Source organism: Vibrio sp. 2132-1 (genome assembly GCF_033344315.1).
Genome location: NZ_JAWPON010000014.1, coordinates 32,612 through 59,179 on the forward strand (window position 1 = coordinate 32,612; position 26,568 = coordinate 59,179).

General features: G+C 44.2%; 22 protein-coding genes. 13 read left to right on the forward strand and 9 right to left on the reverse strand.

All coding sequences use genetic code 11. From position 1 onward, the window contains the following. Window positions 1-18: 18 nt before the first annotated feature. Complete coding sequence (locus R8N47_RS16250) at window positions 19-621, forward strand: 2OG-Fe(II) oxygenase (protein ID WP_005377733.1); 603 nt, start codon at window positions 19-21, stop codon at window positions 619-621. A gap of 54 nt (window positions 622-675) precedes the next feature. Here R8N47_RS16250 and R8N47_RS16255 read toward each other — a convergent pair whose 3' ends face one another. Further along, complete coding sequence (locus R8N47_RS16255) at window positions 676-1,941, reverse strand: HD domain-containing phosphohydrolase (protein ID WP_031778971.1); 1,266 nt, start codon at window positions 1,939-1,941, stop codon at window positions 676-678. A gap of 626 nt (window positions 1,942-2,567) precedes the next feature. On the opposite strand from R8N47_RS16255, the gene R8N47_RS16260 reads away from it, so the two are divergent. The 8 genes from R8N47_RS16260 to R8N47_RS16295 all read left to right on the forward strand — a co-directional run bounded on the left by R8N47_RS16260 (window position 2,568) and on the right by R8N47_RS16295 (window position 13,213). Then, a complete protein-coding gene (locus R8N47_RS16260; RefSeq protein WP_064353885.1) occupies window positions 2,568-3,761 on the forward strand; it encodes an iron-containing alcohol dehydrogenase in 1,194 nt (397 codons plus the stop codon). A gap of 161 nt (window positions 3,762-3,922) precedes the next feature. Continuing rightward, window positions 3,923-5,128 (forward strand): aromatic amino acid transport family protein, encoded by a 1,206-nt coding sequence (locus tag R8N47_RS16265; RefSeq protein WP_033905238.1) that lies wholly within the window; start codon window positions 3,923-3,925, stop codon window positions 5,126-5,128. A gap of 274 nt (window positions 5,129-5,402) precedes the next feature. Next, a complete protein-coding gene (locus R8N47_RS16270) occupies window positions 5,403-6,527 on the forward strand; it encodes an HD-GYP domain-containing protein (protein ID WP_064353886.1) in 1,125 nt (374 codons plus the stop codon). 87 nt (window positions 6,528-6,614) lie between these two features. After that, window positions 6,615-6,833: a hypothetical protein gene (locus R8N47_RS16275; protein WP_005377723.1), complete on the forward strand. Its 219-nt coding sequence runs from the start codon at window positions 6,615-6,617 to the stop codon at window positions 6,831-6,833. Window positions 6,834-7,157: 324 nt separating this feature from the next. Further along, window positions 7,158-7,922: an ABC transporter ATP-binding protein gene (locus R8N47_RS16280; protein ID WP_064353887.1), complete on the forward strand. Its 765-nt coding sequence runs from the start codon at window positions 7,158-7,160 to the stop codon at window positions 7,920-7,922. An 11-nt stretch (window positions 7,923-7,933) separates the two neighbouring features. Next, a complete protein-coding gene (locus R8N47_RS16285; protein WP_005377718.1) occupies window positions 7,934-8,818 on the forward strand; it encodes an iron-siderophore ABC transporter substrate-binding protein in 885 nt (294 codons plus the stop codon). Further along, a complete protein-coding gene (gene fhuB / locus R8N47_RS16290; RefSeq protein ID WP_064353888.1) occupies window positions 8,815-10,791 on the forward strand; it encodes a Fe(3+)-hydroxamate ABC transporter permease FhuB in 1,977 nt (658 codons plus the stop codon). Before R8N47_RS16285 ends, fhuB begins: the two co-directional genes overlap by 4 nt. A gap of 199 nt (window positions 10,792-10,990) precedes the next feature. Next, window positions 10,991-13,213: a TonB-dependent siderophore receptor gene (locus R8N47_RS16295; protein ID WP_064353889.1), complete on the forward strand. Its 2,223-nt coding sequence runs from the start codon at window positions 10,991-10,993 to the stop codon at window positions 13,211-13,213. 42 nt (window positions 13,214-13,255) lie between these two features. Here the strand turns inward: R8N47_RS16295 and R8N47_RS16300 are convergent, their stop codons facing one another. From R8N47_RS16300 to R8N47_RS16320, 5 genes are all read right to left on the reverse strand, one after another. Beyond that, the gene (locus R8N47_RS16300; protein WP_064353890.1) at window positions 13,256-13,804 is read right to left on the reverse strand and encodes a hypothetical protein; all 549 of its coding nucleotides are present in this window, start codon (window positions 13,802-13,804) and stop codon (window positions 13,256-13,258) included. A gap of 250 nt (window positions 13,805-14,054) precedes the next feature. Next, the gene (locus tag R8N47_RS16305) at window positions 14,055-15,830 is read right to left on the reverse strand and encodes an ABC transporter transmembrane domain-containing protein (protein ID WP_064353891.1); all 1,776 of its coding nucleotides are present in this window, start codon (window positions 15,828-15,830) and stop codon (window positions 14,055-14,057) included. A 3-nt stretch (window positions 15,831-15,833) separates the two neighbouring features. Beyond that, on the reverse strand, window positions 15,834-17,573 hold the full coding sequence (locus R8N47_RS16310; protein WP_064353892.1) for an ABC transporter transmembrane domain-containing protein: 1,740 nt from the start codon (window positions 17,571-17,573) through the stop codon (window positions 15,834-15,836). Between the two features lie 271 nt (window positions 17,574-17,844). Further along, entirely contained in the window at window positions 17,845-18,336 is a 492-nt protein-coding gene (locus tag R8N47_RS16315; protein ID WP_005377704.1) for a type II secretion system protein, read from the reverse strand. Window positions 18,337-18,540: 204 nt separating this feature from the next. Next, window positions 18,541-19,884, reverse strand: a complete 1,344-nt coding sequence (locus R8N47_RS16320; protein WP_064353893.1) for a sodium/glutamate symporter — start codon at window positions 19,882-19,884, stop codon at window positions 18,541-18,543. 143 nt (window positions 19,885-20,027) lie between these two features. Here R8N47_RS16320 and R8N47_RS16325 point away from each other — a divergent pair, with 143 nt between their 5' ends. Then, window positions 20,028-20,183, forward strand: coding sequence for a hypothetical protein (locus R8N47_RS16325; RefSeq protein ID WP_192947914.1), 156 nt, complete (start codon window positions 20,028-20,030; stop codon window positions 20,181-20,183). A gap of 128 nt (window positions 20,184-20,311) precedes the next feature. On the opposite strand, the gene R8N47_RS16330 is transcribed toward R8N47_RS16325, so the two are convergent. Then, entirely contained in the window at window positions 20,312-21,190 is an 879-nt protein-coding gene (locus R8N47_RS16330; RefSeq protein WP_064353894.1) for a LysR family transcriptional regulator, read from the reverse strand. A gap of 103 nt (window positions 21,191-21,293) precedes the next feature. Here R8N47_RS16330 and R8N47_RS16335 point away from each other — a divergent pair, with 103 nt between their 5' ends. Beyond that, complete coding sequence (locus tag R8N47_RS16335) at window positions 21,294-21,581, forward strand: putative quinol monooxygenase (protein WP_061008507.1); 288 nt, start codon at window positions 21,294-21,296, stop codon at window positions 21,579-21,581. Window positions 21,582-21,592: 11 nt separating this feature from the next. After that, window positions 21,593-22,570 carry a Gfo/Idh/MocA family protein gene (locus R8N47_RS16340; protein WP_064353895.1) on the forward strand — a complete coding sequence of 326 codons (978 nt, stop codon included), beginning with the start codon at window positions 21,593-21,595 and terminating at the stop codon, window positions 22,568-22,570. Between the two features lie 84 nt (window positions 22,571-22,654). Here the strand turns inward: R8N47_RS16340 and R8N47_RS16345 are convergent, their stop codons facing one another. Further along, window positions 22,655-23,341, reverse strand: coding sequence for a DNA-3-methyladenine glycosylase I (locus R8N47_RS16345; RefSeq protein WP_064353896.1), 687 nt, complete (start codon window positions 23,339-23,341; stop codon window positions 22,655-22,657). Between the two features lie 86 nt (window positions 23,342-23,427). Between R8N47_RS16345 and R8N47_RS16350 the strand changes: the two genes are divergently transcribed. Beyond that, window positions 23,428-23,622, forward strand: coding sequence for a hypothetical protein (locus R8N47_RS16350; protein WP_005377692.1), 195 nt, complete (start codon window positions 23,428-23,430; stop codon window positions 23,620-23,622). A gap of 85 nt (window positions 23,623-23,707) precedes the next feature. On the opposite strand, the gene R8N47_RS16355 is transcribed toward R8N47_RS16350, so the two are convergent. Beyond that, on the reverse strand, window positions 23,708-26,518 hold the full coding sequence (locus R8N47_RS16355) for an Hsp70 family protein (protein WP_064353897.1): 2,811 nt from the start codon (window positions 26,516-26,518) through the stop codon (window positions 23,708-23,710). Window positions 26,519-26,568 lie beyond the last annotated feature (50 nt).

Consider the following 26,568-nt stretch of genomic DNA (forward strand, 5'->3'; position numbering starts at 1 on the left):
TATGAGTGAACGACAATAATGGATAAAATGATCGATGCGTTAGCAACCCATGGCTACTACATCTGGGATGATTTTCTTTCTGAACAAGAAGTGGCTCAATTACGAGACTGCATTCCAAGTAACTGGAAAAAAGCGCGTATTGGTCGTAATGACGATGTGACACGTATTGAGTCAATTCGAAGTGACAAAATTCAATGGTTATCGCCCAATATGGGGCACGCGGTTACTTCTTACTTAGATAAGATGGAAGAAATACGCCAAGAAGTGAACCGTCACTTGTTTCTGGGGCTTTTTGAGTATGAAGCTCACTTTGCCAAGTACGAGGAAGGGGATTTCTACCAAAAGCATCTAGATTGTTTTAAGGGCAATGAAAACCGTCGATTGACAACCGTTTTTTACATGAACGAATCTTGGACGGAAAAGGATGCAGGTGAATTGGTGGTTTACGATCTAAATGATAATAAGATAGCAACCATCCCTCCTCAATCAGGACGCTTACTTTTATTCTTATCTGAGCAATTCCCGCATGAGGTTTTACCGACCAACGCAGAGCGGTTCAGCATTGCAGGTTGGTTCAGAATCAATGGTGTGCGAGACAATGTACTTGATATTGCAAAATGATTGGTTTGCAACCTGTACAAAATCAGCAAAGGGCGTAGATACGCCCTTTATCGATTAAACATTAGTTGATAGCTCGTAACACTCGGTCATGTTTCGCTCTAGCACTGCATAGACGTCAGAACAAAGTTCTTGATTAGCGACTTGCTCGCCCATAATCGCGGCGATTTGCGCTTGAGCCATTCGTCCTCGGTAGGGACGGTCCTGAGACAGAGCTTGGAAGACATCCGCGACAGCAATGATACGCGATGGAACATCGAGCTCGGCGCCTGTTTTGTGATAGGGATAGCCCGACCCGTCTAAACGTTCATGATGATTGGAAGCCCACTCCGCTATTTTCGCGTTAGGGAAGACCTTATGCAATGCGAGCTGAGTATCAATTGTATGGCGTTTGATACGCGTATACTCTTGTTTATTAAGAGATCCTTCTTTATGAAGAATCTCATCTGGTGTTTTTAACTTTCCGATATCATGCACCAACCCAGCAATAAATAACATCTCTTGGTCGTTCTCACAGAACCCAAGCTTGATGGCTAGATACCGAGATAACTCCGCCACTTTTTGCGAATGTTGATAAGTAAATGGGCTTTTTGCGTCAACAATTCGAGCGATAAACATGCCCAAACTATTCATATCTTGGATGGTGAGCTGTTTTTGAAGCCAATCAATGCTTTTAAAGTTTAATCCGATGGTTTCTATATTTTCAGACTCCATCGCGAACCAAAATGCGTCGGTCATAACGAGCTTAACCATTGCCTTAGCCATGTCTGGATTAAACAAAGTTCCAGCGTTTGCCATGATGCATTCTGCAATTAGTTCTTCATGAAGTGTGACAATGTCACAGTGGCAGTTCATGACGTATTTGGAACGCATAAAATCGAGACGGTCGGCTAAATAAAGTAGGGCAGCGACCTCTTTTTCAAAAGGCGGTAAATCAAGATATTTTAGTTCACTCCAATGTGTATGGTGGTAAAGAACAGGTGTAGCAAACTGACGCAACAAACGACACTGCTTGAGGCTTCGGTATCCTCTTAAGCAATGTGTTTTTACATCTTGTGGCACCAACTCCTCAAGTAACATTTTATGTTCTTGTGTTTCGGAGACTCCACAATCGTGGATCATCCCTGCGAAGTAGCAAAACTCCGCTTTTTCTGGTTCCCAGTTCATGACCCGAGCACATTGGTAAGCGATGTAAGCGACACGATGGCTATGGTGCGTATCATCAACACCTACATAGTCGAGTGCTCGAGCAACCCAGATAAGTGCTTGTTTCAGATCGACTTCAAAGCCCATGTCCGTATGGGAATGGCAAGAATGATTCATGGTTTATACCGACATTGCTAATTAGCCCACGCTAAACCCAAATCAGAAGGTGATAGGAAAAATTGGGTACGACAGCGAATAGACCCCAAAAAGGTGGGCGTTTAGACATAGTTTTGATTATGGGCGGGATAATAATCCTAGTTGCATAATAATATCACCTGAAGCTCATGGTTAAGAGTCAGATATTTGAACTAAGTATAAGTTTTGAAAGATTATTGTTGCTCTTGTTGACTTATTTGAAAACGACAATAAATCATGATGTAACGCATTCTTATTTTTATTTTTGTAAATCGTGCTCGCGCTCAACCAGAGACACACGGTATTGATGTGTGTTTAACAGAATTCATATTGTTGCTTTTGGCAAAAAATAAGAAGACTTCTTCGAGGCTCGCTCTGTAACTAACAGAGTAATAGGGAAAGAAGCTTGTTAACTACATGACAATAGAGCGTCGTTGAAAACATTTTCTCTGTAGCTCATGTCGTTGAGGAAAGATAATAAAATGGTACGGTTTCCCAGCGATGCTAGCCCTTTTAGTGAGATAAGTTTATTGAAAATGTGTGATTGCAAAGTAAGCATAGGTAGTAAAAGTAGCTAGAATGATAGCTCTAAATGAAAAGGATTTCGTATGTTGAAGCATCGTTTATACCGGAGTTACACCGCTGGGTTAAAAATTGCAGCCCATATCCTTCCTATGCCGAGACCAACCTTGTTTTCCGGCCCTGGTTCGATGAATGAGCTATTAGAATCGATGACCGAGCTGGGATTTAAACGCGTTTTGTTAGTTACCGACGAAGGGTTGGTCCAAGTCGGTATTGTAGATAAGGTGCTTGAGGCAGCAGCACAACTCGATTTACAGTTAGATGTTTTCTCGCAAGTTAAGCCCGATCCTACCTATGATCAGGTTGAGAGCGGTCTAGAGGCTTATCATCGTTTTCATTGTGAGGGCATATTAGCTTTGGGTGGCGGCTCTGCAATGGATTGTGCAAAAGTTATTGCTGCGAAAGTTACCAATAAACGGCCAATAAAAAAATTAGCTGGACTATTGAAGGTATGGCGAATGCCAGCACCGCTTTTTGCTATTCCAACAACGGCTGGAACCGGAAGTGAAGTTACTATCGCTGCGGTCGTGTCAGATCCCTCCTCACACATTAAAACCCCTTTAATGGATCCAAAGTTGGTGCCACTAATGGCAGCTTTAGATGCGAATTTAATGATTGGTTTACCTCCTAAGATCACGGCTGATACTGGCGTTGATGCATTAACCCACGCTATTGAGGCCTATGTATCGAAAAACGCTACTCAAGAAACGATGGCTTATTCGGTTGCCGCTATTAAACTCATTTTTAAATATCTTCCTAGGGCTGTGATGCAAGGGGATGATGTCGAAGCTCGTCATAAAATGGCTATGGCATCCTATTACGCGGGTTTAGCATTTACCAAAGCGAGTTTGGGTTATGTTCATGCCTTTGCTCACACATTCGGTGCGAGATATGGAATACCTCATGGTATGGCAAACGGATTAGCCTTGTTGCCTGTGCTGCGCTTTTCATTATCAGAGATTGAGCCTCAACTAAGAAAGCTCGATGAGTTGACGGCCGAGGGGCAGTTAGGTAACGCAAGTGCTCAGCATTTTTTGGCGAATCTGGAGTCCTTGTTTTCAACTATTGATATTGAGCAAACCAGTGCGCTCATTCAACGTGAAGATGCTGATGCGCTTGTTGATTTAATTCTGAAAGAGGCGCACTGGAATTACCCTGTTCCCAAGTTCATGAACAGGGAAGAATGCACACAGTTATTGTTAAATATCAGCAATGTGTAAATTATAGTTTACATGTGTGGTTTTTTATCCTTACACTTTGCTTGATCTTCTGCTAAAGATCCTACAATATCGACGGCAATACAAATATGGTGTTGGTTTCGGTCCGCTGTTGCCCGATCTAATACTGATAATTTCTGATAAAGTGTAAAGATTAATATACAATGAGTCGTTCTAAAGTATTCGGTAGTACGCTAATTATTGCGGGCACTACAATAGGCGCTGGTATGCTAGCGCTTCCACTTGCCTCTGCCGGCATTGGTTTTTCAACTTCTATTATCATCATGCTAGGCTTATGGGCTCTGATGGCTTTCACTGCCTTGCTTATGCTTGAGCTTCATCAACATGCGGAGAGTAGTGCTACACTTCATACTTTGGCGAAACAGATCCTAGGTCAAAAAGGCAAGTGGGTGGCAAGTTTTGCGATGTTGTTTCTTTTCTACTCATTATGTGCAGCGTATATCGCTGGCGGTGGTGCTCAGTTCGGAGACCGCCTTGCACAATGGTTTGACCTCGATATTTCAGGGCCTACATCAACGATAATCTTTACCTTGATTGTGACTTTAGTTGTGACAGTGGGTACCGGTACGGTCGATAAAGTAAACCGAGTTCTGTTCGCGATGAAGCTCATTGCGATGGTTGCGGTGCTTTCTTTTCTTGCTCCAAACGTTACGGAATCTTACTTGTTAAGTATGCCAATCGAACAAGGCCTTGTTGTAGCGGCGATTCCGGTGATCTTTACTTCGTTTGGTTTCCACGGAAGTATACCTGCAATTGTGAATTACTTAGACGGTGACACTTCTTCTTTACGCAAAGCCGTTATTATTGGTTCGACGATTCCACTCGTTATTTATATCTTTTGGCAAATCGTGACGTTGGGTGTGGTTAGCCAAAGTACGCTTGTTGAGAACGGAGGGTTGAGCGCACTGATTGGTCAACTATCTCAGACAGTACACCAATCAAATTTGGGTAGCATTGTTGGTGTGTTTGCTGACTTGGCATTGTTGACATCGTTCCTTGGCGTGAGTTTGGGTCTATTCGAATTTTTGGGTGATACCATCAAAGGAAGTAACGATAAGCCTAATCGTTTGATTGCGGCACTAGTGACGTTTACTCCACCGCTAGGCTTCGCACTTTTCTATCCTCAAGGCTTTATTATGGCTTTGGGCTATGCAGCGATTGCCTTAGCGATTTTAGCCATCTTTTTGCCTTTGGTTATGGTGATCAAGGTTCGTAAATCGGATGATTTTACTGGGGAGTACCGCGTCGCAGGTGGTCAAGGTGCGTTAGTGATAACGGGCATCGCTGGCACTGGCATCGTATTCGCTCAGGTGTTAATTACGCTGGGTGTGCTTCCTGCTCTAGGCTAGTTGTTTAGAACGTTCTTTGAATAACTTCTAGTTACTGAATCCATCGTAATCAATCAGTATTGTTAGGCCAACGAGTTTCGCTCGTTGGCTTTTTTAATCTGGATCAAATTACCGTAAGATATCCGGTGAAAAAATTGGTAGAAATGTGCTTTTATTTCGTACACTTAAGTTGTGGTATATCGATAGTTTAAGTGGAGAAAACCGCTCAAAATACCATTGAATTTGCAACACAATGAGCTTTTCTTGTTTCTCTGCTTTGGTGTGGAGGTGAAGCATGGCGCACCGGAGTTTTTACCCGTTTGCAAAACCGCTTAACGAGCAACTGCAAACGCTAAAAGGCAGGATGCAGGCGCACTTGCCATGTATTGATAGGGTGTCATTTGCAAAATATCACCCAGACCAAGATGTGCTCAAATCATTTGCAGAAAGTGAGTTCGACACTTGGTGTCTAGCCCATCACGAATCAGCATTCCGTAAACTCCACCACCTCAATATTGCCTCTAAAAACGCGGTTCCTCGTATCGTCGAAGACCTTCATGATATTAATCACTGTCCTCGGGTTCAAATTTTACTCAAACACGGATATCAGTCGTCGGCTGCTATTCCTTGTTATGACAATAAAGCTTTTACTGGTTTTGTATTTTTGAACTCCACTCAACGTGATGCGTTTAGTTTAGAAGCGCTGAATGGTCTTAAACCTTATTTCGAAATGATTCGATTTGCGGTTGAATCAGAAACTCAAGTAGTCAATGCGATAGAAACGCTAGCGAACCGAATGCAATGTATGATGCCAGGCTATTCACCTGAGTATTACGCGCATACCAAACGCATGAAGTACTACAGTCAAATTATCGCAACGCAGTTAGCGGATCGTTATCACCTGAATGACGAAATGGTCGAAGATATTGGTATTTTTGCTCAGTTCCATGCGCTCGGTGATAGTCAGCTGCCAGTTGAAATTGCTAGCCGCCGAACAAATTACTCTCAAGAACAAGAGGCGATATTGATTCAACATATTGAGCGTTGTATCGATTCAGCGGATGACATAGTTGCCCGTATCGGAAATCCGGTTCACCCGAGTATGACTTTGTTTTTGCAGATGGTTACTTATCAGTACGAAAACTTAAATGGTACTGGTTATCCGTATGGTTTAACCAGTGACGATATACCAATCGCCGCGCAAATTACGGCTGTCGCGAATGCCTTTGATTTTATGACAACGCACCATCCGTATAGACAAGCGTGGTCCATCCCATACGCATTGTTAGAGCTTGAAAAATGGGTATATCAGGGATGGTTATCTCGAGAATGTGTTAATGCTCTGCGAGAGCATCAAGGTTATATAAAGCAAATCATCCACAAATATCCCGAGCACTATACAGGCTTGGGGCTGATGTGAAGATCAGTAAAGGAGTTGAAATGTTGACGAGGAGGAATATTTAAACAATACTGTTTTTATATACAGTAATAAGTTTGGAGGTGAAGTATGTTGTGGGAAACCCTTGAAAGAGTAAACCGCTTACGCCAACAAGCACTTGCAAATCCTGAGTTTGTTGAGTCAGCAAAAGAGCACGAACAAGCACTTCAGGAGCAAGAATACCATTATCAAACTAAGAAAAAGCGTTCAGCCAAAGACAAACAAGGTAAAAAGTCGCTGGCCGATATCTATAAAGAAGTAGAGTTTGGCGCTGACGCTCGTCATTAATGTATTCACTGCGGCATTTTTCATTTCTTCATACGCTGCAGTATTCGTTCAAATTTATTCGAGAGCAGTGTGAGACCGCTGCTCTCGTTGACCTGCCGATAATTTACTAATGAAGTTCAGCCGAGCAAATCATCACTAACACTTAGCAATTCTCTCAATGATTTTGTTGATGTAATGATAATGACAACGGTTTGCATTTGTATCTTTGTTGTTATATAAAACCTCCCTTATTAATCGTTCTGTTGAATAAGAACGGCAAACGTGATCAACGAATGAGAGCTTTGAATAACTGTTATTCGTAAATGGCTATTAGGTGAAGTAGGGATGTTGGAAGCTAAAGCACTCCAGTTTGAGATTGAAGGCAAGTCATTGCTTAAAGCGTTTGATGTGACATTTGAACCCGGAAAAACATACGCTCTTGTTGGGCATAATGGCTCAGGAAAATCCACATTGTTAAAGTTGCTGGCACAGCAACAGCCATATACTGCAGGGGATGTGGTTTTGCATGGCACGAGCATTAACGATCTCTCAGCGAAAAAGTTCGCCCAACACATTGCCTACTTGCCTCAGCATCTTCCAGTGACCGACAGTATTTTAGGTCGAGATTTAGTCGGTTTTGGTCGTTATCCATGGCATGGTTTACTTGGACGTTTGAGTCAGAAAGATCACGACATTGTTGAAGAAGCAATGGCGATGACAGGCACACTAAAATACGCAGATCGCTTAGTGGACACGTTATCTGGAGGAGAGCGTCAACGTGTGTGGCTAGCTATGCTGTTAGCCCAAAAAACCGAGTATTTGCTTCTTGATGAGCCTTTGTCTGCGCTAGATATCAGCCATCAAGTAGATATGTTGAAGCTTATCTCTAAACTCAGTCAAGAACTGGGTTTGGGCGTTATTATCGTATTGCACGACATCAACTTGGCTGCACGATTTTGCGACTACATCGTTGCATTACATCAAGGTGATTTGATTGCACAAGGCAATGTTGAACAGGTGTTTACTGAACCTAAGCTGAGGGACATATATGGGATAGAGATGATGATCTCTGACCACCCTGCGGGTTATCCGGTGGCGATGCCAAGCTAAAGGTTGGAATAATGAGCAGTACAAACACTCGACTTAAACATTTCTCTTTCGCTCTCTCACTTAGTGCGCTTTTGGTCAGTTCTTTTCAAGCACTAGCTGACGCATCACCTCGGGTGATGTCGGTTGATTGGACACAAACTGAAACGATGTTGGCTTTAGGGGTCGTACCTGTAGGCGTTGCTCAAGGGCAAGATTACGATGCTTGGGTAAAGTCACCACCGTTACCGCCTCAAACAAAGGATGTAGGGTTAAGGACTCAACCCAATATAGAGCGCATTTACGAGCTCAGACCTGATCGTATTTTTATTGCCCCGTACTTCTCCTCAATGAAGCATCGCTTAGTTGATATCGCCCCGGTTACCACCATTGACTTATATGAAAGCGGGATTACGGATTGGTCGGTACTTACCAGTTTCACTCGGAGGTTTGGTGAAGAGCTGGGAAGAGAGGCGGAAGCAGAGGCGCTTATCCAACAATATGAAAAACGTTTGTCTTTATTAAAACAGCGTATAAATAAAGGCCAGCCGCCACTTCTAATGATTCAGTTTATGGATACAAAGCACGTACGTGTTTTTGGTCAAAATAGTCTTTACTCCCAGGCTATCGAAAAGATTGGGCTGAGTAATGCATGGAATGAAAAGACGAATAGCTGGGGCTTCAGCCTAGTTGGCATCGACAAGTTAGCTGGCATAAAAGCTCAAATCGTTATCGTAGAGCCATTACCTTATGGTGGAGCGGAGCAGCTCTCTCAAGACCCATTTTGGCAATATGTTGTTCAACAATCTGGTGAAAAGGTCATGCAAGTCGCGCCCGTTTGGAGTTTTGGTTCTATGCCTTCAGCCCTCCGTTTCGCAGAGTTAGTTACGGCGAGTAAGGTCGAGGAGTTAACACAATGAAAACGATGCCTTTAAGCTTTGTGGTGTTACTTTCGGCATTTACCTTTTCTATTGGTGCTTTCCAATTGTACCAAGTAAGCTCATTTTCGTTGGCTCTAATCAGTTTATGGGAGCCTAACTTTCAATCTATCGATTCTGTTTTACTTCACTTTAGCTGGTGGCCTCGAGTCTTCACCACGATTATATCTGGTGCTGGATTAGCGGTTGCTGGGGTATTGATGCAGCAAGTGCTGCGTAACCCTCTCGCTTCACCCACGACACTTGGTGTGGCGAGCGGTTCAAGTTTTGCTTTGATGTTAGCTACGCTATTCGCACCTTGGATGTTGGATATCGCGCCTAATTTGGTTGCTCTCATCGGCGGTGTGATATCGATGGGGTTGGTGATGCTGTTGTCATGGCGACGAGCGTTATCTCCAACGGTTGTCGTCGTTTCTGGGTTAGTGATAAACCTGTACTTTGCATCATTAAGTACGGTTATTCTGATGATGAATACCGAAAAGCTGAATGGGTTAATGATATGGGGAGCCGGTTCGCTTGTTCAGAGTGGATGGGGAGATTTCTCGTATCTTGCCCCTCGAATCGCACTTGCTACGGTCGTTGCATTTGTGATTGCAAAGCCGTTAAGTCTGTTGGAACTCTCCGAGCAAGGTGCCAAGAGTTTAGGTGTCTCGCTAGCTAAGTTGCGTTTTGTCTGTCTTGGGCTTGCGGTGTTAATCACTTCTTGGGTGGTTTCTGCCGTAGGAATCATCGGTTTCATCGGGTTAGCGGCGCCAGCAATTACTCGATTGATAGGTATCAATAAAGTCCAGCATAAGCTTTGGGTATCAATGCTTATTGGTGCCATGTTATTGACTTTAACCGATTTGGTTATTCAGCAACTGCCAGGGCTAATGGCGAGTTTTATACCAACGGGAGCAGCAACGGCTGCATTGGGCGCTCCGTTACTGTTATGGCTGTTACCTCGTTTATCACAAAAGACGCAGGGCCATACTCAAACAGTGTTAACTCGACACCGTCAACATGTTTACAAGCTAAACCCTAAAGCGATCTCATTGGCGTTGATCGGCACGTTAATTTCTGTTGTTCTTTTTGCCACGGTTGCTGTGCAAAATGAAGGGTGGACAAACTTATTTGCTAGCCAAAATTGGATTTTTTTGGAATGGCGCGCACCTAGATTATTTGCAGCAGCAATTGCGGGGGCAATGTTAGCGATTGCTGGAACCATGATTCAACGCCTAAGTGGAAACCCAATGGCAAGTCCTGAAGTGATCGGTATCAGTTCAGGGACAGCGATGGGATTGATCATCGCGATGTTTACTGGGTTTGGTTCGTCAATTTTCACTCTTTCTCTAGGCGGGCTCGTAGGCGCATTAGCGACGGTATTAGTCATTGTGCTGCTAAACCGTAAGTCAGGCTTTCAGCCGGAGCGTATTTTGTTGACTGGTATTGCGATAACCGCACTGATGAATGCAATACAGAGCTTTATTCTAGCCACTGGTGACCCAAGAAGTTATCAAGCATTGGCTTGGTTGTCTGGGTCTACCTACTATGTCTCGGTTGAAACGTTACTCCCATTGTCTTTATCTGCGCTTGTCTTTATAGGGTTGAGTTTTCTCTGCGTAAGATGGCTAGATATTCTTCCTGTCGGTGCCGCTTCCTCTAAAGCACTTGGAATTCGAGTTGATCGTTCACGCGCAATACTGCTTCTTTTAGTTGCTTGTCTCACGGTCAGTGCGACATTGGTTGTTGGCCCGATTAGCTTTGTTGGGTTGTTGGCTCCGCATTTAGCTCGCTTATTTGGTTTTAACAAAGCGTCACAACACATGTTATGCGCCGCGATACTGGGGGCAGGGGTGATGTTGTTGGCTGATTGGTTGGGACGACAGGTCCTTTACCCGCAAGAAATACCAACAGGACTTATGGCGTCTCTCATTGGCGGTTTGTATTTAATGTGGGGTTTACGCCGTTTATAGAGATGAGTTAAGCCTCAACCAAGAAAGTACTTATACAAATAAGCACTCGTAGTGGCATTCGTAACCTATGCGAGTGCTTTATGCAAAACCTCTGGTTTGTCTTTTACGGAAACAACTGGCGATGCCGTAACTCGCTTTTCTTTCAGCGGTCGCTGAAGTCATGAAGGGTTGGTTTGGCTACCGACAAAAAGGAGAGAATATGACTCGGCAGTTTATGCTGACACCAACGTCGATGGCGGTTGTATTAGCTGTATCAACGCCAAATGTCTTGGCTCAGGAAGATGAAAATATAGTTGTGATTGGACAGCAGCAAGACAGTGCAGTTGGTCCAGATTTTAGTTATCTCGGAGCGAAGAGTCGGGCAGCGACGAAAACTGATATTGCTATCAATGAGACTCCAAGAGCGGTGTCTGTTGTTACGCGAGAGCAAATGGATGATCGTGCCTCTATTAGCATTTCTGACGCACTACAGTACACACCAAGCATTCAAACTAATTATTTCGGCGAAGATAACAAGCAAGATTGGTTTATTATTCGTGGTTTTAAACAAGCGAACAGCGGGTTGTATCAAGATGGTACCCGTTTATATTCTTCTGGCTTCTATAGTTGGCAAATAGATCCGTTTGCGTTAGAGAGGGTTGAAGTTTTACGTGGTGCAGCGTCTGTTCTTTATGGGCAAAACCCTCCAGGTGGGGTTATCAATGTTGTCAGTAAGCGACCTCAATTTGATGGGGGGTCAGGACTTGTATCTTTGGAGTACGGTTCTGAAGACCGTAAACAACTTTCTCTTGACGTAAACTCTGAGGTGAGTGAGCAGCTAGCTTTCCGCTTTCAAGGGTTAGCGAGAAAAAATGGGACGAGAATTAGTGGGGTAGAAGCAGAGCGCATTCTTCTCTCTCCATCGATAACGTACAAATTTAATGAGACGTCTGAAATTACCTTTCTAACGAGCTATCAAAAAGACGACTCAGATCCTTATCTGCAATTTTTGCCAGTTGAAGGAACGTTAACGCCAAACAAAAATGGAAAGATCAGTGATAGTTTAGCGATAGGCAATCCTAACTGGGAGACGTTTGAGCGTGAGCAGGTGTCTTTAGGCTATGAGTTTTCTCATGCATTTAATGATACCACTTCATTTGTTCAAGCAGCTCGTTACAGCGAAATGGATGTTAAGCTAAGACAAATGTATTCGTACGTTTACTCGGCTGACGTGCCTGCGTTGGGGCCGGTTTTGGACCCATCAAATGAACGCAAAACCATACTTCGGGGTGCTTCAACAGAAGATGGGTCATCTGATGCTTTTAATATCGATAATCGTTTGATGCACCAAGTAAATTGGCGAAGTGTTGAGCATAACTTGATGTTGGGCATAGATTTTCAAATGATCAGTATCGATGGTAAAGATTTTGCCAATGACCCTATCGTTGCTAATGGTAATGCATTATTAAACACACCAATGGGAGCTTTGCCCGATCCTAGGTTTAATGTATTTAATCCTACTTATTCGGATAACATAATGTTACTCGATCCGAATACGCTACAACCATTGAGCGAAACCGATAAACAAAGAACGAAAATCGATAATCAGCAGCTCGGCGTCTACTTTCAAGATCATATGCTGATCAACGATAAATGGGCGATGTTATTGGGCGCACGTTACGACGATACAAGTAATGAAGTACATAATGTTACCACGGGGGCTCGCACGAAAGTCGATCATGGAGAGTGGACGTTTAGCGTGGGAACGGCTTATATTTCTGATTCTGGCTTCACGCCATACTTTAGTTACTCTCAGTACTTTGATCCAATTATTCAAGAAGACAGCAATGGTAAGCCAGCGAAGCCTGAAAGCGGTGATCAATTTGAAATCGGTATGAAATACCAACCGGATTCATTTGATGGTTATTTCAATATTGCAACGTATCGAGCAACAAAAGAAAACTTGGCTCGTATCTACTTGAGTGAATTAACGCAAATAGGAAAAATAGAAAATAACGGCGTTGAGTTTGAAGCTGTAGCTAATGTGACACCATCCTTAACATTGATCGGGAACATTGCGTACGTTGATGCAGAGATAAAAGAAGACATCAATAAGGCATGGGTTGGCAAAACACCTTCCCAAGTGGCGAATACCGTATCATCAGCTTGGGCACAATATCGTTTCTTTGATGGACCTCTTGATGGCTTTGCTGTTGGCTTGGGCGCGCGCTATACAGGTGAGTCATACGGAGACAACGAAGAGAGACTAAAAGTACCAAGTTATTTCTTAATGGATGCGACGGTCAGTTATCGAATCGGCGATTACAAGCTACAAGTCGCAGCTAAAAACATCGCGGATAAAAAGTACATAGCGACATGTGATGGCTTTTGTTGGTATGGCGACCGACAAAATGTTATTGCAAGTTTAACTTACGACTGGTGAGTTAACGTATAAATAAACACCCCTCACTTTAGGGGTGTTTATTTAGAAATCGGCTTTACGGACAAAGTGCGGGTTTTTGTACTTTTTCTGCGGGCCAAACGATGATATGACAAGTTTGTTCCATAATGTTTTGTCAAACTCACCCTTTGGAATCGAAGGGTAGAGGGTTTCCTCTTCTTCTCTTGCAAAGTTCATATATTGTTTCTTTTTAATTTGATTGTACTTTTTGGCGATCTGGTTATGTTTTCTTACCCACTCCAGCTTGTAATTGTGGAGCACTTTTTCACCTTCTTCGAGAGCCATTCGAGATAGGAACAGTCGCTTGTATGAGACCTTTCTGTCCAGCATTGTGCGCATAACGGTTTGGATATATTTACCGTGATGCGTAATGGTAATGTCGTTTTCATCAATAGGAGTGACACACCAGCCTTTAGGTAAAAAGTCTGGCTTCTTAAATTGCTTATTACGTTCCATTAGCGCCTGATGTAAAACTAAATCAGAGGTGCCGCGGAACGTCTTTTGCCATTTACCGATACGAATTTGAATCGAACCAGGCAAGCGATAGATGTTAGTAAACTTATCTTTGTCCATGGACTTGTGTCATGAGATTAATGTGCATAATTAGAAAGCGGAATTCAGTCCAATGCCACAGGCAGTAGACTTAAGTACCGTACGATTTTACAACGACCTTGCGCGATATAGCGAGGGGTTATGTCAATAATAGGTAAGAAATAGAAAATTAGTTCACATTATGAAGAAATTGGAAGCTAACAGGTTAAATTTTGAAGTTACACCAATTATGCCCATGCCGACTAAATAAAAAGAAGGCACGGGCATAAAATCACACCGCTTCTTCGAGTTGCTTGGTGTCTTCTTCAATCTGTTGTAGGTGTCGGTTTGCTTGCTGTAACTGATACATTTGAGCATAACGACCATTTTGCGTTAAGAGTGCTTTGTGTGTGCCTTTCTCGACTAACTCCCCATGATGAAGAACAATGATTTGGTCTGCATCTAAGATAGTTGAAAGCCGATGAGCAATAACAACGAGCGTCATGTCTTGTCTGAGGACCGCCAAGCTCTTTTGGATTAAAGCCTCTGTTCCTGAGTCAATATTTGCGGTTGCTTCATCTAATATCAATATCTTAGGTTTTACCACAAGCACACGTGCTAACGCCAAAAGCTGTTTCTGACCTGCAGATAAATTAGTTTCGCCTTGACCTAACTGCGTGTCTAGCCCGTTAGGGTAACGATGAATTTGTTCTGCCAAACCTACCTTGTCTAACGCATCCCATATTTGATTGTCATCAACCGCCCGACTGAGAGAGATGTTTTCTCTGACTGAAGCAGGGAGAATATGTGGATCTTGTTGAACCATTGCCACATCTTTGCGAAGTACGTCTTTCCCTAATGTTTTAAGTGGACGACCATCTATGAGCAGTTCACCACATTGCGTTGGATAAAAGCCCATTAACAGTGACGCTAATGTGCTTTTACCGCTTCCTGTATGCCCGACAAGCGCGATAAAGTCTTGGTGGTTGGCCTTCAACGAAATGTCTTTTAGGACGTCCTGTTTACCATCGTAGCTAAATGAGAGGTCTTTAAGTTCGATAGCACCTGACCTTAATGGTTGATGATCGCCCCCGTAAGTTTGTTCTTTCGCATCAATCAATTCAAAAACACGTTCGCTTGATACTAACGCCTGCTGAAGTAGAGCAAGTTGCTGAGTCATCTCAATTAGTGGTTCAGTAACTCGCGCAAGATAACTGATAAATGCATACAGTACCCCCACACCAATCAACTCAATACCATTAAAACCAAAGATCGCAACCAAGCAAAGCAACGCAAGACCAGCGAGTAAGTCCATTAATGGTCTTAGCAGATAGCCGTTTAGCCGAATCACTCGTTTAGATGCCACCAGATGCTCTGCGGTTAGCTCGTTGAACTGTTTATTAAAACGCTCTTCTTGTTGCATTAATTGGATGACACTCATCCCTTGAATGGATTCACTCAGATTCGCATTTATATCGGTCAATAGGTCACGCATCTTTCGGTAGCTTTCTGTACTTAGCTGCTTAAACAAGTACATAAAGCCGATGACGATCGGCAGCAATACAAGCACAACGAGTGTGAGCTTCCAGCTCATGAAAAACATAACGCCAAGCATTACGACAATCATGACCACGTTTTTCACCACGGTCGCGATCAAAAGCTCATAAAATTGCTGTAAAGATTCCGTATCGTTGGTGATTCGCGACACCAATTTTCCAGCAGGAGTGTAATCAAACGCAGATAACGGCTGCTTAATCACGCCAGAAAATACTTGCTTACGAATCGCTTTGATCGTGTTAGCCGCGACAATGCTAAATTGCAATGATTGAAAATACTGGAATGTTGCCGATACGATCTGAAGAGCTATATAACCTACTGCTAGCGAAATCAGAACATTTTGTGAATAGTCACCTTTAGCGATGTGCTCATCAATGAAATATTGAATCAACCAAGGGCCGCCGGCGCTAGCTAACGCTGCAATAAACAGCAAGGCGAGTCCTTTAGTCATTGGCTTTGGTTGAGATAATGGGTAAGACATTAACCGTTTAAACGTGCTGGTCTGGTTCATTCATTATTCCTCCATCGCCTGTTCTAGTTTTTGGTACTCGAACATTTCGGCGTACCATCCCTGATGCGCTAATAAAGCGCTATGTTGCCCACGTTCAGTAATGTGGCCGTGATTCAAGACAATGATCTCGTCTGCTGCTTCCAATGCGGTGAGGCGGTGTGCAATAACGATTAGGGCTTGATCACGGTAGTGTGTTTCCAAATTCTTAAGGATTTGATGTTCGGTCCGTCCATCAACAGCGGAAAGTGCATCGTCCAAAACCAACACTTGGGCATTCAGCAGCATAGCGCGTGCTATCGCAATACGTTGTTTTTGCCCGCCGGAGAGTGTAATGCCTTTTTCACCAACTTCTGTTTGGTAGCCTTCAGGAAACTTCTCAATATCGTCATGTATACAGGCTAACTTTGCTGCTCTATAGACTTCTTCTTTCTCTGCATTAGGGTTGCCTAAGGCAATATTGTCGAAGATAGATTTGGAGAATAGAAACGGACTTTGGTTAACGACAGCAAAGCGGTTTCGCCACTGTGGAAGTAGGGCATCCTTGATCTCGACATCACCGAATTTAATTGAGCCGTTTTCTAAATCATGTTGACGCAAAAGTAGTGTTAACAGGGTCGATTTTCCGCTTCCTACAGGTCCTGCAACTCCCAACATTTTTCCGGGTTCAAGTTCGATGTTTACTTCCGTCAAAGCGGGCGGCAAATCACTAGACCAGTGGAAATCGTCGATATCAATTTTTAACGGAAGTGGTTTATTTTCTATTGGCTTATTACCACTGATAATTTCTGGCTTTTCATCAAAGATCTCTTGTAGTCGGTTCCATGCAGCTGAGCCTCTTTCTAAAATGTTAAATAGGAATGCGAATGCCAGCATCGGCCATATCATCAACCCTAAATACATCGTAAATGCGGTCAGATCACCAAGCGTGATCTCACCTTTATCAACAAGGTAAGCACCAGCAGCGACACTAAGAAGGAAAGAAAGACCGATGGTTAACTGAATTGCCGGGTCAAATCTAGCATCGACTCTTGCGACAGCGATGTTCTTTTCGCCAGTATTATCCACAACCTCTTCAAAACGTTGCTGCTCTTGGTTTTCTAATCCGAAAGCACGCAGCATTCGCACGCCATTAAGTGACTCTTGTGTCATGTCTGACATGGTAGAAAAGGCTTCCTGAGCGACACGAAAGCGTTGATGTAGGATACGCACAATAAAGAAGATGATGATGGCAAGAAATGGCATTGGAAGAAGCGCCATTACGGTGAGCTTCCAGCTTACTTGCGTTACCATAATGATTAAAACCGCAATACCAGTGATCAAAGAGTCTGCGGCGGTTAAAACCCCTTCGCCGGCAGTCATAACGATATTACGCACATCATTAGTGCCACGAGCCATCAGATCCCCCGTCTTGTAACGTTCAAAAAAACGAGGTGGCTGTGTCGATAAGTGCCTATATAGACGGTTACGTAGAATGGTCCCGAGTTCCCAGCTTGCGCCGAAAAGCCAAATTCGCCATAAGATGCGACACCCATAAATAGTAAAGATCAGTACAGTTAACCCTGAGAGCCATAGAATCAGCGTATTTGTATCTAAAGTGTTGTCTACGACGCCATCAACTATGATGCCAACTGCTTTGGGCGGAACAAGCTGTAGTGCTGATATCACAGCGAAAAGCAGAATGGATCCGACATAGTGCCTCCACTTTTGTTGGAAATACCAACGTAGCTGCCAGAATATTCTCATTACGCCTCCCGCTTTAAATTATTGAATTTGTTATAGAACTATTATTGAGCGAAATGATGAGTTTACAAGCACAAGTTATAGGCGGGTTTAAAAACGATAGATTGTTTCAATTATAGCCATGTGTCGGCGCAAATTACTGGTTTTATCTCTATGAGCTAACTGTGCGACGACATTATGTGAAATAGTTGTTAATGGTGGTTTTGGAGCCATTACCTCGCAATAACGATGAAGACACCAAAAGTAAAAGTGTTACTGCCACTCTATATGGGAATTAGCAATCGTCAGTTTGTATTTTGTATTTCACTTGGCCACCAGGAGTTTCTGGGTAGTAAACTTCGACATAACACATATGTTCTGGACCAACAGGCTTGTTTGCAAAACCAATAAGGAAGTAGGGCTCGTCTGGGCTATCTACCCCATACCAAGTGTTAATAGTGAGTTGCGGATCAAAGCCTGCTAGCTCTTTTGCTGGAATAACATTTTTGATAAATCCAAAGTAACCAATTAGGTCGTTATGGCCGTCATTATCTAGATCAATGTTATATTGTATGCCGCCATCTACTGTCTCTTGAGATTGAATCACTGCTTTGGTGTAGACAAAGTTGTTGGCGGTCATGAGTGCTTCTCTGGCTCCATATAGAACCGCCACTCTGGCATCTTTTTGTAAGCCAAGAAATTTAGGAAATGCAACGACGCTTACAATACCAAGAATGATGATGCACACAATGAGTTCAATAAGAGTAAATCCTTGAGAGCGACGCACAGCCTTTCTCCATGTTTTAGAAACGAATAGGCGGCTATTCTGATATAGAAACTTTCAGGTCAAGTATTAAAAAAGAATGATAATAAGAGATCGGGATTGCAAATCTCAAATATAAAACAAGTTGCTTACTTTCGGGATGAGGAGTGATTTTGATAAAAACCAAGGAATGAACTCGAGAGGATAAAATCCTCCCGAGTAAAGCGACTAAGATTCGTGTGTCAGAGCACTGCGGTTACGTTTAAAAATGAATCGCCAAATAAATAAGACAATTGCGATGTAACCTAATCCTACACCAAGCGCTTGCCAGTGCATGCCGTTATACATCGCGATTGGCATCAAAGAGATGATAAAGATGTCAGTGATTGAGCCAGGGACATAAGCGATGGCGTAATCATCAAGCACCTTGCTACGCATTTTTGGATCAACAATACGAAGCAAGGCAATACCCATGGCAACCGTACCGGTTAACCAACCCCAAGAGAAAATGCCTTTCTCGAACCAATCTTCTCCCATGATACGTGGGGCAACCCAGAAGATTAGCCATAGTGTGAAGGCGATACCGCCGATTGCAAGCACTACCATCGGCATTAAATACTGGGCTAGGACGGTAATCTTGATGGCTGAGATACCAAAGATAATCAAATAATCGGTACTGATGCCCGCAGCGTGTTTGAATGCACCGTCACAAAGATAGCGTGAAGCTTTCGTTTGTTTCGCGACGATTCGCACGAGCATGCCGCCAAGGAAGCCAGTTACGAACGTAGGGATTTGTACCTTATCGTGGAAAGAAGATAAGTAGTTAGCCGCTACATACGAGAAAGCTGTTACCACTACAACCAACGCCGCGTGAATCGCAAAAGAATCAACCGACAGGGAAGACATGGTGTCTTTCATTACCGGCTCTTGATCATCAGGCTTAACGAGCCCCTTGCGTTCGTGTTCATCCATGCTATCGAATGTCGTAAAGCTACGAATCCAACCCATCTTCAATGCGAATTGCAGCATGAGCATGCCGACAGAAATTGAAATGAAAATACCCACGGTTGCGAACGTTAAGCCAAGTGTGAAGCCATCTTCCCAGCCAAGCCCCGTGAAGATTTCACCAACAACAGAGGCAGACCCGTGACCACCCATAAAGCCCGCAGACATTGTCACACCAAAGCCGGGATTAATCTCTGGCCAGAAGAAGGTTGTGAGAACTAGACCAAACATTGCCGCAAACAACCACTGAGAAACAGAAGCGATTTGGTTGAATGCCCACAATGAGCCAGCGCGTTGTGCGACGGTTTTAGGTGATGGAACATCCGTTGCCAGACCTAACGCAGAAAAAAGTGCAGCAGTTAACAGGCTTGCGTTAGCGGTAAAGGTATCGGTCCAAGGCAGTACGTCTAGCAGGGCTGGTCCAAAAATTAGACCGAATAATCCCGCGAGAACCGCCGATGGAATGTACATACGTTGCAGTAATGGCGTGTGAACGCGAATGACTTTTGCCAAAATCAATAGCAAGCCAGCAATGGCTAAGTCAGTCAGCATTAGACCTTTAGGCATCTTATCCTCCAGTAAATGCAGTCAAGGGGTAGCGTCCTTGTGACCAACCTTGATTGAAAAATCACTCCCAACGAAAAAAGTCACATACGTGACCAAAAGTGTTGAGAAATCAATGTCGTTTTCATAAGCAAAGGAATGTGCTTATGCAGTTTGAAATGAGTGCAAATGTCGTGATTGCGCACGAACTTGAAGAGAAATTTGATGAAATTTCTCGATGTTATTTTGATAGTTCACTCAGGAAAGGCGGCAATCCTAGTCACTTTGTCAGAGCAATGCAATTGATGGGAATCAATAAATGATGTTCACTAAATGAGCGTTCTCTACTAACGGCATGAAAAATAAAGATAATTAACAAGAAATAATATTTGTCATATCGACAATAAAAGTTGATTGAGTGGTTAAATTGTCGCCGCTTTATGAGGTGGTGTTACGGATTCACATGCGAAAGAACAAAATCAACCAAGGTGCGGTTTTTAAGGGAAAGCTGTTTTGAACGGTAAAGCAGGTGGATCGGTTTTGGCTTGGGAGCATGTTGCTGGAGAATTTCTACCAAGGCACCAGATTGGATTTCCTGTTCAACTAAGATCTTTGGTTGTAGAAGAACGCCAGAGCCTTTTAACGCGGCAAACTTAAGCACATCACCATTGTTAGACGTTAATCGGGTGTTGCTGTTTCCAAAGGTATTAGATGGCATGTTCACCACTTGTTGGCTTTCTCCTTGGTGATACTGAAACCCCAAACAATGATGATGTTCAAGGTCATCAAGCGATTGGATAGGGGCATGTTGCTCAAGGTAAGAGGGTGAGGCGCAGTAAGTCATGTGGTATTCACCCAATTTTCTCGCGACTAACGAGGAATCGACCAATTCACCAATTCGAATAATCACGTCAGCTTCGCTTCGATATGGGTCAATCAAATTGTTATCCAACATCAGCTCAACGTTCAAATCGGGAAATTCAGCTAAGAAGTCAGCCACGATAGGAGCAATGACCTTTTTGCCATACGTGACAGGGCTGTTAACTTTTACTGTTCCGGTTGGACGGTTGATCAGCGTCTGGATCAGGTTCTCTGCGTTGGTGATATCTTCAATAATGCGGTGGCACTCTTGATAGTAGAGCCTGCCAGCTTCGGTCAGGGACTGTTTACGCGTGGTGCGATGAATTAGCTGTGTACCTAAGCTTTGCTCAAGAAAGCTCACGTGCTTGCCAACCATGGTCGGTGAAATATCAAAGTGGTGTGCGGCGTTACGAAAGCTGCCGTGCTCGACCACGTAAGCGAAAACTTTCATGCTTGTCAGTTTATCCATTGCACACTCATAGTTGATAAAGAAATAACTAAAGCAGAGTTTATCAATCAAATGAGGTTAATTACAGTGGGCGTATGATTAAGAATGGAGAAAGAGAGCCATCATGAGCGAGACGATTTTTGTTACCGCCGAACTGAAAATGAATGCCGATAAGCCAAGACAACAAGTGGTTGAAGCCATTGAACAATTTTGCCTTGATATGCAGAGCGAGGCTGGGTGTTTGCAAGCGAATGCGACCTACGATTCGAAAGACCCACTGCGTGTGATTCTTTGGGAGCGATATGAAAGCCGCACCGCGATTGAAGCGCATTTTGCTATGCCGCACACACAAGCGTTCATTGCGGCTGAAATGGCAGAGTTAGTCCAAGCATTCGAAACCCAAGCGCAATAGGAGACGTGAAGATGAAATGGGGCATTTTAGGCACAAGCTTTATCTCCGGTGTCATGGCTGAAGCAATCCAAGGTGATGACAAGAGTGAACTGTACGCGGTTGCTGGGCGTTCGGAGCAGAACTTACAGGCATTCGCTGAGCAATATGGCATCGAGAATACGTTCAACGATTACGATGCGTTGATTGCTGATGAGCAAGTCGACATTATTTATATCGCATTGCCAAATCACCTTCATCATGACTTTATCGTCAAAGCGGCTGAGCAGGGCAAAGCGATCCTGTGTGAAAAGTCACTTTCGGTAGATATGGAAAAAACCGAGCTGGCACTTCAAGCAGTAGAAGCGCACAAGGTATTCTTTGCTGAAGGCTTAATGTATTTACATCACCCGTTGATCCGCGAGTTGGTTTCGGTGCTGAAATCGGGAGAGATTGGTGAGCTTCGCTCGATCCATACTTCTTATATCGCGTCGATTGCGCAGTTTGTTAATCCAGATAGTAAAGGTGCTTTGTATAACTTAGGTTGCTACCCAATGTCATTGGTGCATTTGGTGGTGAAAACCATGTTGGGTGAACAAACCTTTGAGAACCGTTCAATGACAGCGATTGGTCGACAAGGTAACGATGGGAATATCTGTGAATCGAGTTTGATGATGCAATTTGGTGAGCAACAAACGGTGAGCGTACATACTGCCGAAGATCATGGATTGAAACACCAGTTCACCATCCTGGGTAGCAAAGGCTGTATTACGTTAGATTCAAACCCATGGCTACCAACGCAAGATAACCAGTTTAGTGTGGAAATTTACGAGACGTCGAAGCGTGAAGTGTCTGTACCGGCTGCAGGGGACGCTTTCTTCTATCAAGTGCGCAATATTCGCCAAGCGGTTGAAGCAGGGCGTACCTCGTTAGAAAACCCTTGTGCAACATGGGAAGACTCTCACCGTATTATGCAGCTACTGACTGAGTGGGAATCACTAGCTTCAAAGTAAGTCTGTACTTGAACCGATGAACATAAAAACGGCGCACTAAATACAATATTTGGTGCGCCGTTTTTATTTTGTGTTCAGTCTGGATTAAAAGCGATTATCACCGGTGCTGAACGCAATGATTTGGCTGATCTCAGAAAGGCTTCTGCCACTTTCTTGTTGCCATTGAACAAACGCTTTGTTGGTAGCATCGAGCGATTTCTTCGTATCTTTGCCACCTTCAATGATCTTGCAATTGCGCAGGTAAGCTTCAACGTCGCTAGACAAGATGAAGGTATCAACGCCCATTTGACGCAGTGTGTAAGGGCCTGTATTTCCGCCTAGGCGATTACCGCGTTTCTTCAAATACGCCCATAGGTCGGTGATTTTCTCTTGCGGCCAATCGGCAACCATTTTACCAAACGAACCGTATTCGATTTTTGCTTCGTGGATCATACGAGCGTTGGCTGGAATCGACATGACTTTAGTGAGGTGGCGAATGATGCGTTTGTCGGTTGCTTTGGTTTCCCATTGCTCGTCTGACAGCATCAACAGCGGCTCAATCTTAAATCCGAAGAACACTTCTTCGAAGTTCGGCCACTTGTTGCGAACCACGCTCCACGAAATCCCACTTTGGAATACCTTCATTGAAAAAGCGGCTAGCCAACGGTCGTCGGGAATCGCTGCCAGCTCTTCTTTGCTTAGTGGATGAGATAAAAGCGCTTCAAGTTGATCTTCACCACCTTTACGCTCGGAAGCGCGCTGATAAATCGCGTCAAATTTTTCGATACTCATAAAAGAAGTTAGTCCTAGTTTATGTCGATATTTGCGAAACATACTACGCTTAAGTGGCTGAATCGTAAATTGATGGAGTGTCACAAATGAAGAAGGTCACATTAACGTTTGTCGGGGAAGGTTCGGATCGTATTGCGGAAAAATTTTATGCGTGGATGACGGACGGTGGGTTAGAAGACAGCATGATTGAGAATTTATCTGACCGTGAAATCTCAGTTGTCGGCATTAGTGATATGGATAATGAAACGCGTGATGTGGTGATCAATACGGAAATGAACTAACGAGTTGTCTTTGGTCAGCAAGTAGAATCAGATAAAACAAAGCCCTTCACGAGAAGGGCTTTGTTGCGTTTATAAACTTGGGAGCTTAGTTATTTACCAGCGTCAGACCACTTGGTAATGCATCACCAAAGATACGCTTCGATTCGCTCTCAGATAACTCTTTGACTTCTTCAACCAGTGATACCCAAGACTCAGGTACCTTGCTTTGCTTCAACTTAGCCAGCACTTGCTCACGGTAGTCGTCAGAGATATCGAATAGTCGGTCGCCCGTCTTACGACAAATCATTACGGCTGCGAAAGCGATCATTGGTTCTTTCTGCCAGTTCTGCTCTAACAGCTTAGGCAACCACTGTTCCGCTTGTTCACGAGGAACGACGTTATGCTGACTGCCATACAAAGGCGTACGTGATGCCAAGCGCCCCATTGCCCACCAGTGTGCTTGTTCAAACTGGTTATGGTTGATGGCTTTGCTCAAGAACCACGTTGCCAATAGAACTTTGTCTTCGACTTCTAGATGCTCCAGAGAGGCTGACAAACGTACCATCGACTCGTAACCCATATCTTGTGCCGCTTTGGCGGATTGTGGGTTTTTCATCGCGCCAGGGTGTAGGTATTTCGCGATGTCCGCCAAGATAGTCTCTTGTTGCTCTTGGCTTAAACCACCTGCGATACGACGCCAGAATACCCACCAGTCGGTCCAACCTTGATGGTTCTTAAACTGAATGTTCTGTTGGTAGAGACCCCAAACTTGCTCAATACGCCATGAGTCGGTTGGATCGCCAAACCCCGGACGCAATGCAAAGCCCGCCAAACGAAGCCAGTTTTTCTCGTGTTGTTCAGAGCGGCGGCGACGTTTACGACCTTGTGCAAAGGTATCAAACAGTTGACGTAGGGTCGTGAAATCCCACTCGTCACGTTTGCCCAGTTTCTTCTCAAGATCTTTGGCTAAGGTTTTGATCTCTTTGCTTTCCGCGCTTTTCTTATTACCGCTGTAAAGGCGAGCGATCAGCTCCTTACATTCGTTCAGTTTAGGGTGAAGCTTAACTTGCTCGCTGTCGTCGGTTTGCTTGTTACGAACTTCGAATTCTAGCTCCCAACGTTTGTTGTCGTCTTCTGCGCTGACACATTCCATCTTAAGCGTGCCGACTTCAGTCAACTGACACGCCAGTTGCACTTCTACGCGCTCTTTCTGGTTGGCTTGCAGTTCGGCGCCTTCACCTTCAAGAGTGGTGATATAAGGTGGCAGAGGAGCAAATAAGTCGGGGTCAACGTCCACCATCACGCCATTTTGAATAGCGGTGTTATTGGTTAAGGTGTCGTGGGTAGAAGTCAGCAGGTTAAAGCGAACAGGTTCACCTAGGGTAAGCGAGAAACGACGACCACTTAAGCGGATCTCGTGTCCTTCTTCTGTACCTTTTGCAAGCAAACAGAGCGCTTTGCCCATCTTGTTCTTCTCTTGAAGGTGCAAGAAGTAAGAACGCGCTGCACCACCACCTATTTTTAGCTGTGCACCACGACGTGCTTTACCAAACGCAACAGCACCTAGTGCAACAGACCAATCTGGATGTGGGTTATCTAATACCGTAACTGGAGCGCCTCGCCAATCGGACAGTAGGGTAGTGACTCGCTCAGTCACAAGTTCACTATTGAACACACCACCGTTAAGTAGCAAACCGACCGGAATTGCATTTTGTTTGTCGTCTTCAATGCTAAGAGCGGCACGAGCAACTTGTTGGTGCTGAGTTAAGAACTCGGCTACGTGTTTGCTCACCGCTGGGTCAGCAACGTAGGGAAGACCAAACTCGACAACCGCGCTGCGACGTTTGTCTGGTACTTCACTGAAATCAGAAAGCGGGAAGAAGCCATCCAAAGCGATTTGGTGCACTTCTTGTTTGCTCAGCCCAATACTCTTTGTTCCGCCAAGAAGTTTCGAGCCGCTGCCCAGCATGGTGATCTTCACTTCTTCAGGTGCACTTGCTGAAAGTAGGTTTTCTTTCGCCTTACGAGTTTGCTGAATCAGCTTAGTCAGGCTTGCAGCAGTGAGCTTCTTACTTTGATTGAAACGGCTCTCTGCAAGATGTGCTAATGCTAAGTCGAGGTTGTCACCGCCCAGCATCAAGTGCTCGCCAACACCAATACGGTCAAGGGCTAGTTCATCTTGAGAAGAGAAACTGGCTTCAATCAAGCTCAAGTCGGTAGTACCACCGCCCACATCACATACCAGAATCAGCGGTAACTCTTTGAGTTCATCAGCTGCGGTTTGCTGGTGGCGTGCGTACCAGTCGTAACATACGGCTTGTGGCTCTTCGAGCAGGACGATTTTCTTTAAGCCTGCCAGCTCAGCCGCTTGAAGCGTGAGCTTACGAGCGGTTTCATCGAACGACGCTGGAACGGTCACAACCACATCTTGGTCTTCTAACTTATTGCTAGGATGACGGTAGTTCCATGCTTGGCGAATGTGGTTGAGGTAGCTTGCGCTGGCAATAACGGGTGAGACTTTATCTACGTCTTGCGCACCAGCCCAAGGAAGAATGTCTGAACTACGATCCACTGCTTGGTGCGATAGCCAGCTTTTAGCACTGGATACCTGACGTCCTTCCACCTTAGCGCCTAATTCACGAGCCCATTCACCCACGATCACATTACTAATGTCGCCAGAGACAGGTTCGTTTTCCCAAGGGAGTGTTAGGTCAGAAGGGGAGATTTGACCAACCGCAGGGTGATAGCGGAAAGAGGGCAGTAATGGTTTACGAACCACTTCACCCGGACCAATTAATTGGTCGATGTCGAATAGGGATACTTCGGATTGTTCAAGGTTGTCGGTGATTTCACAATACGCCACCACAGTGTTTGTGGTGCCAAGGTCAATACCAACAAGAAAACGAGGAGATGCCATACAAACCTTCGTGTATTTAAAAACGGCACCCGATTGGATGCCGTTTGATT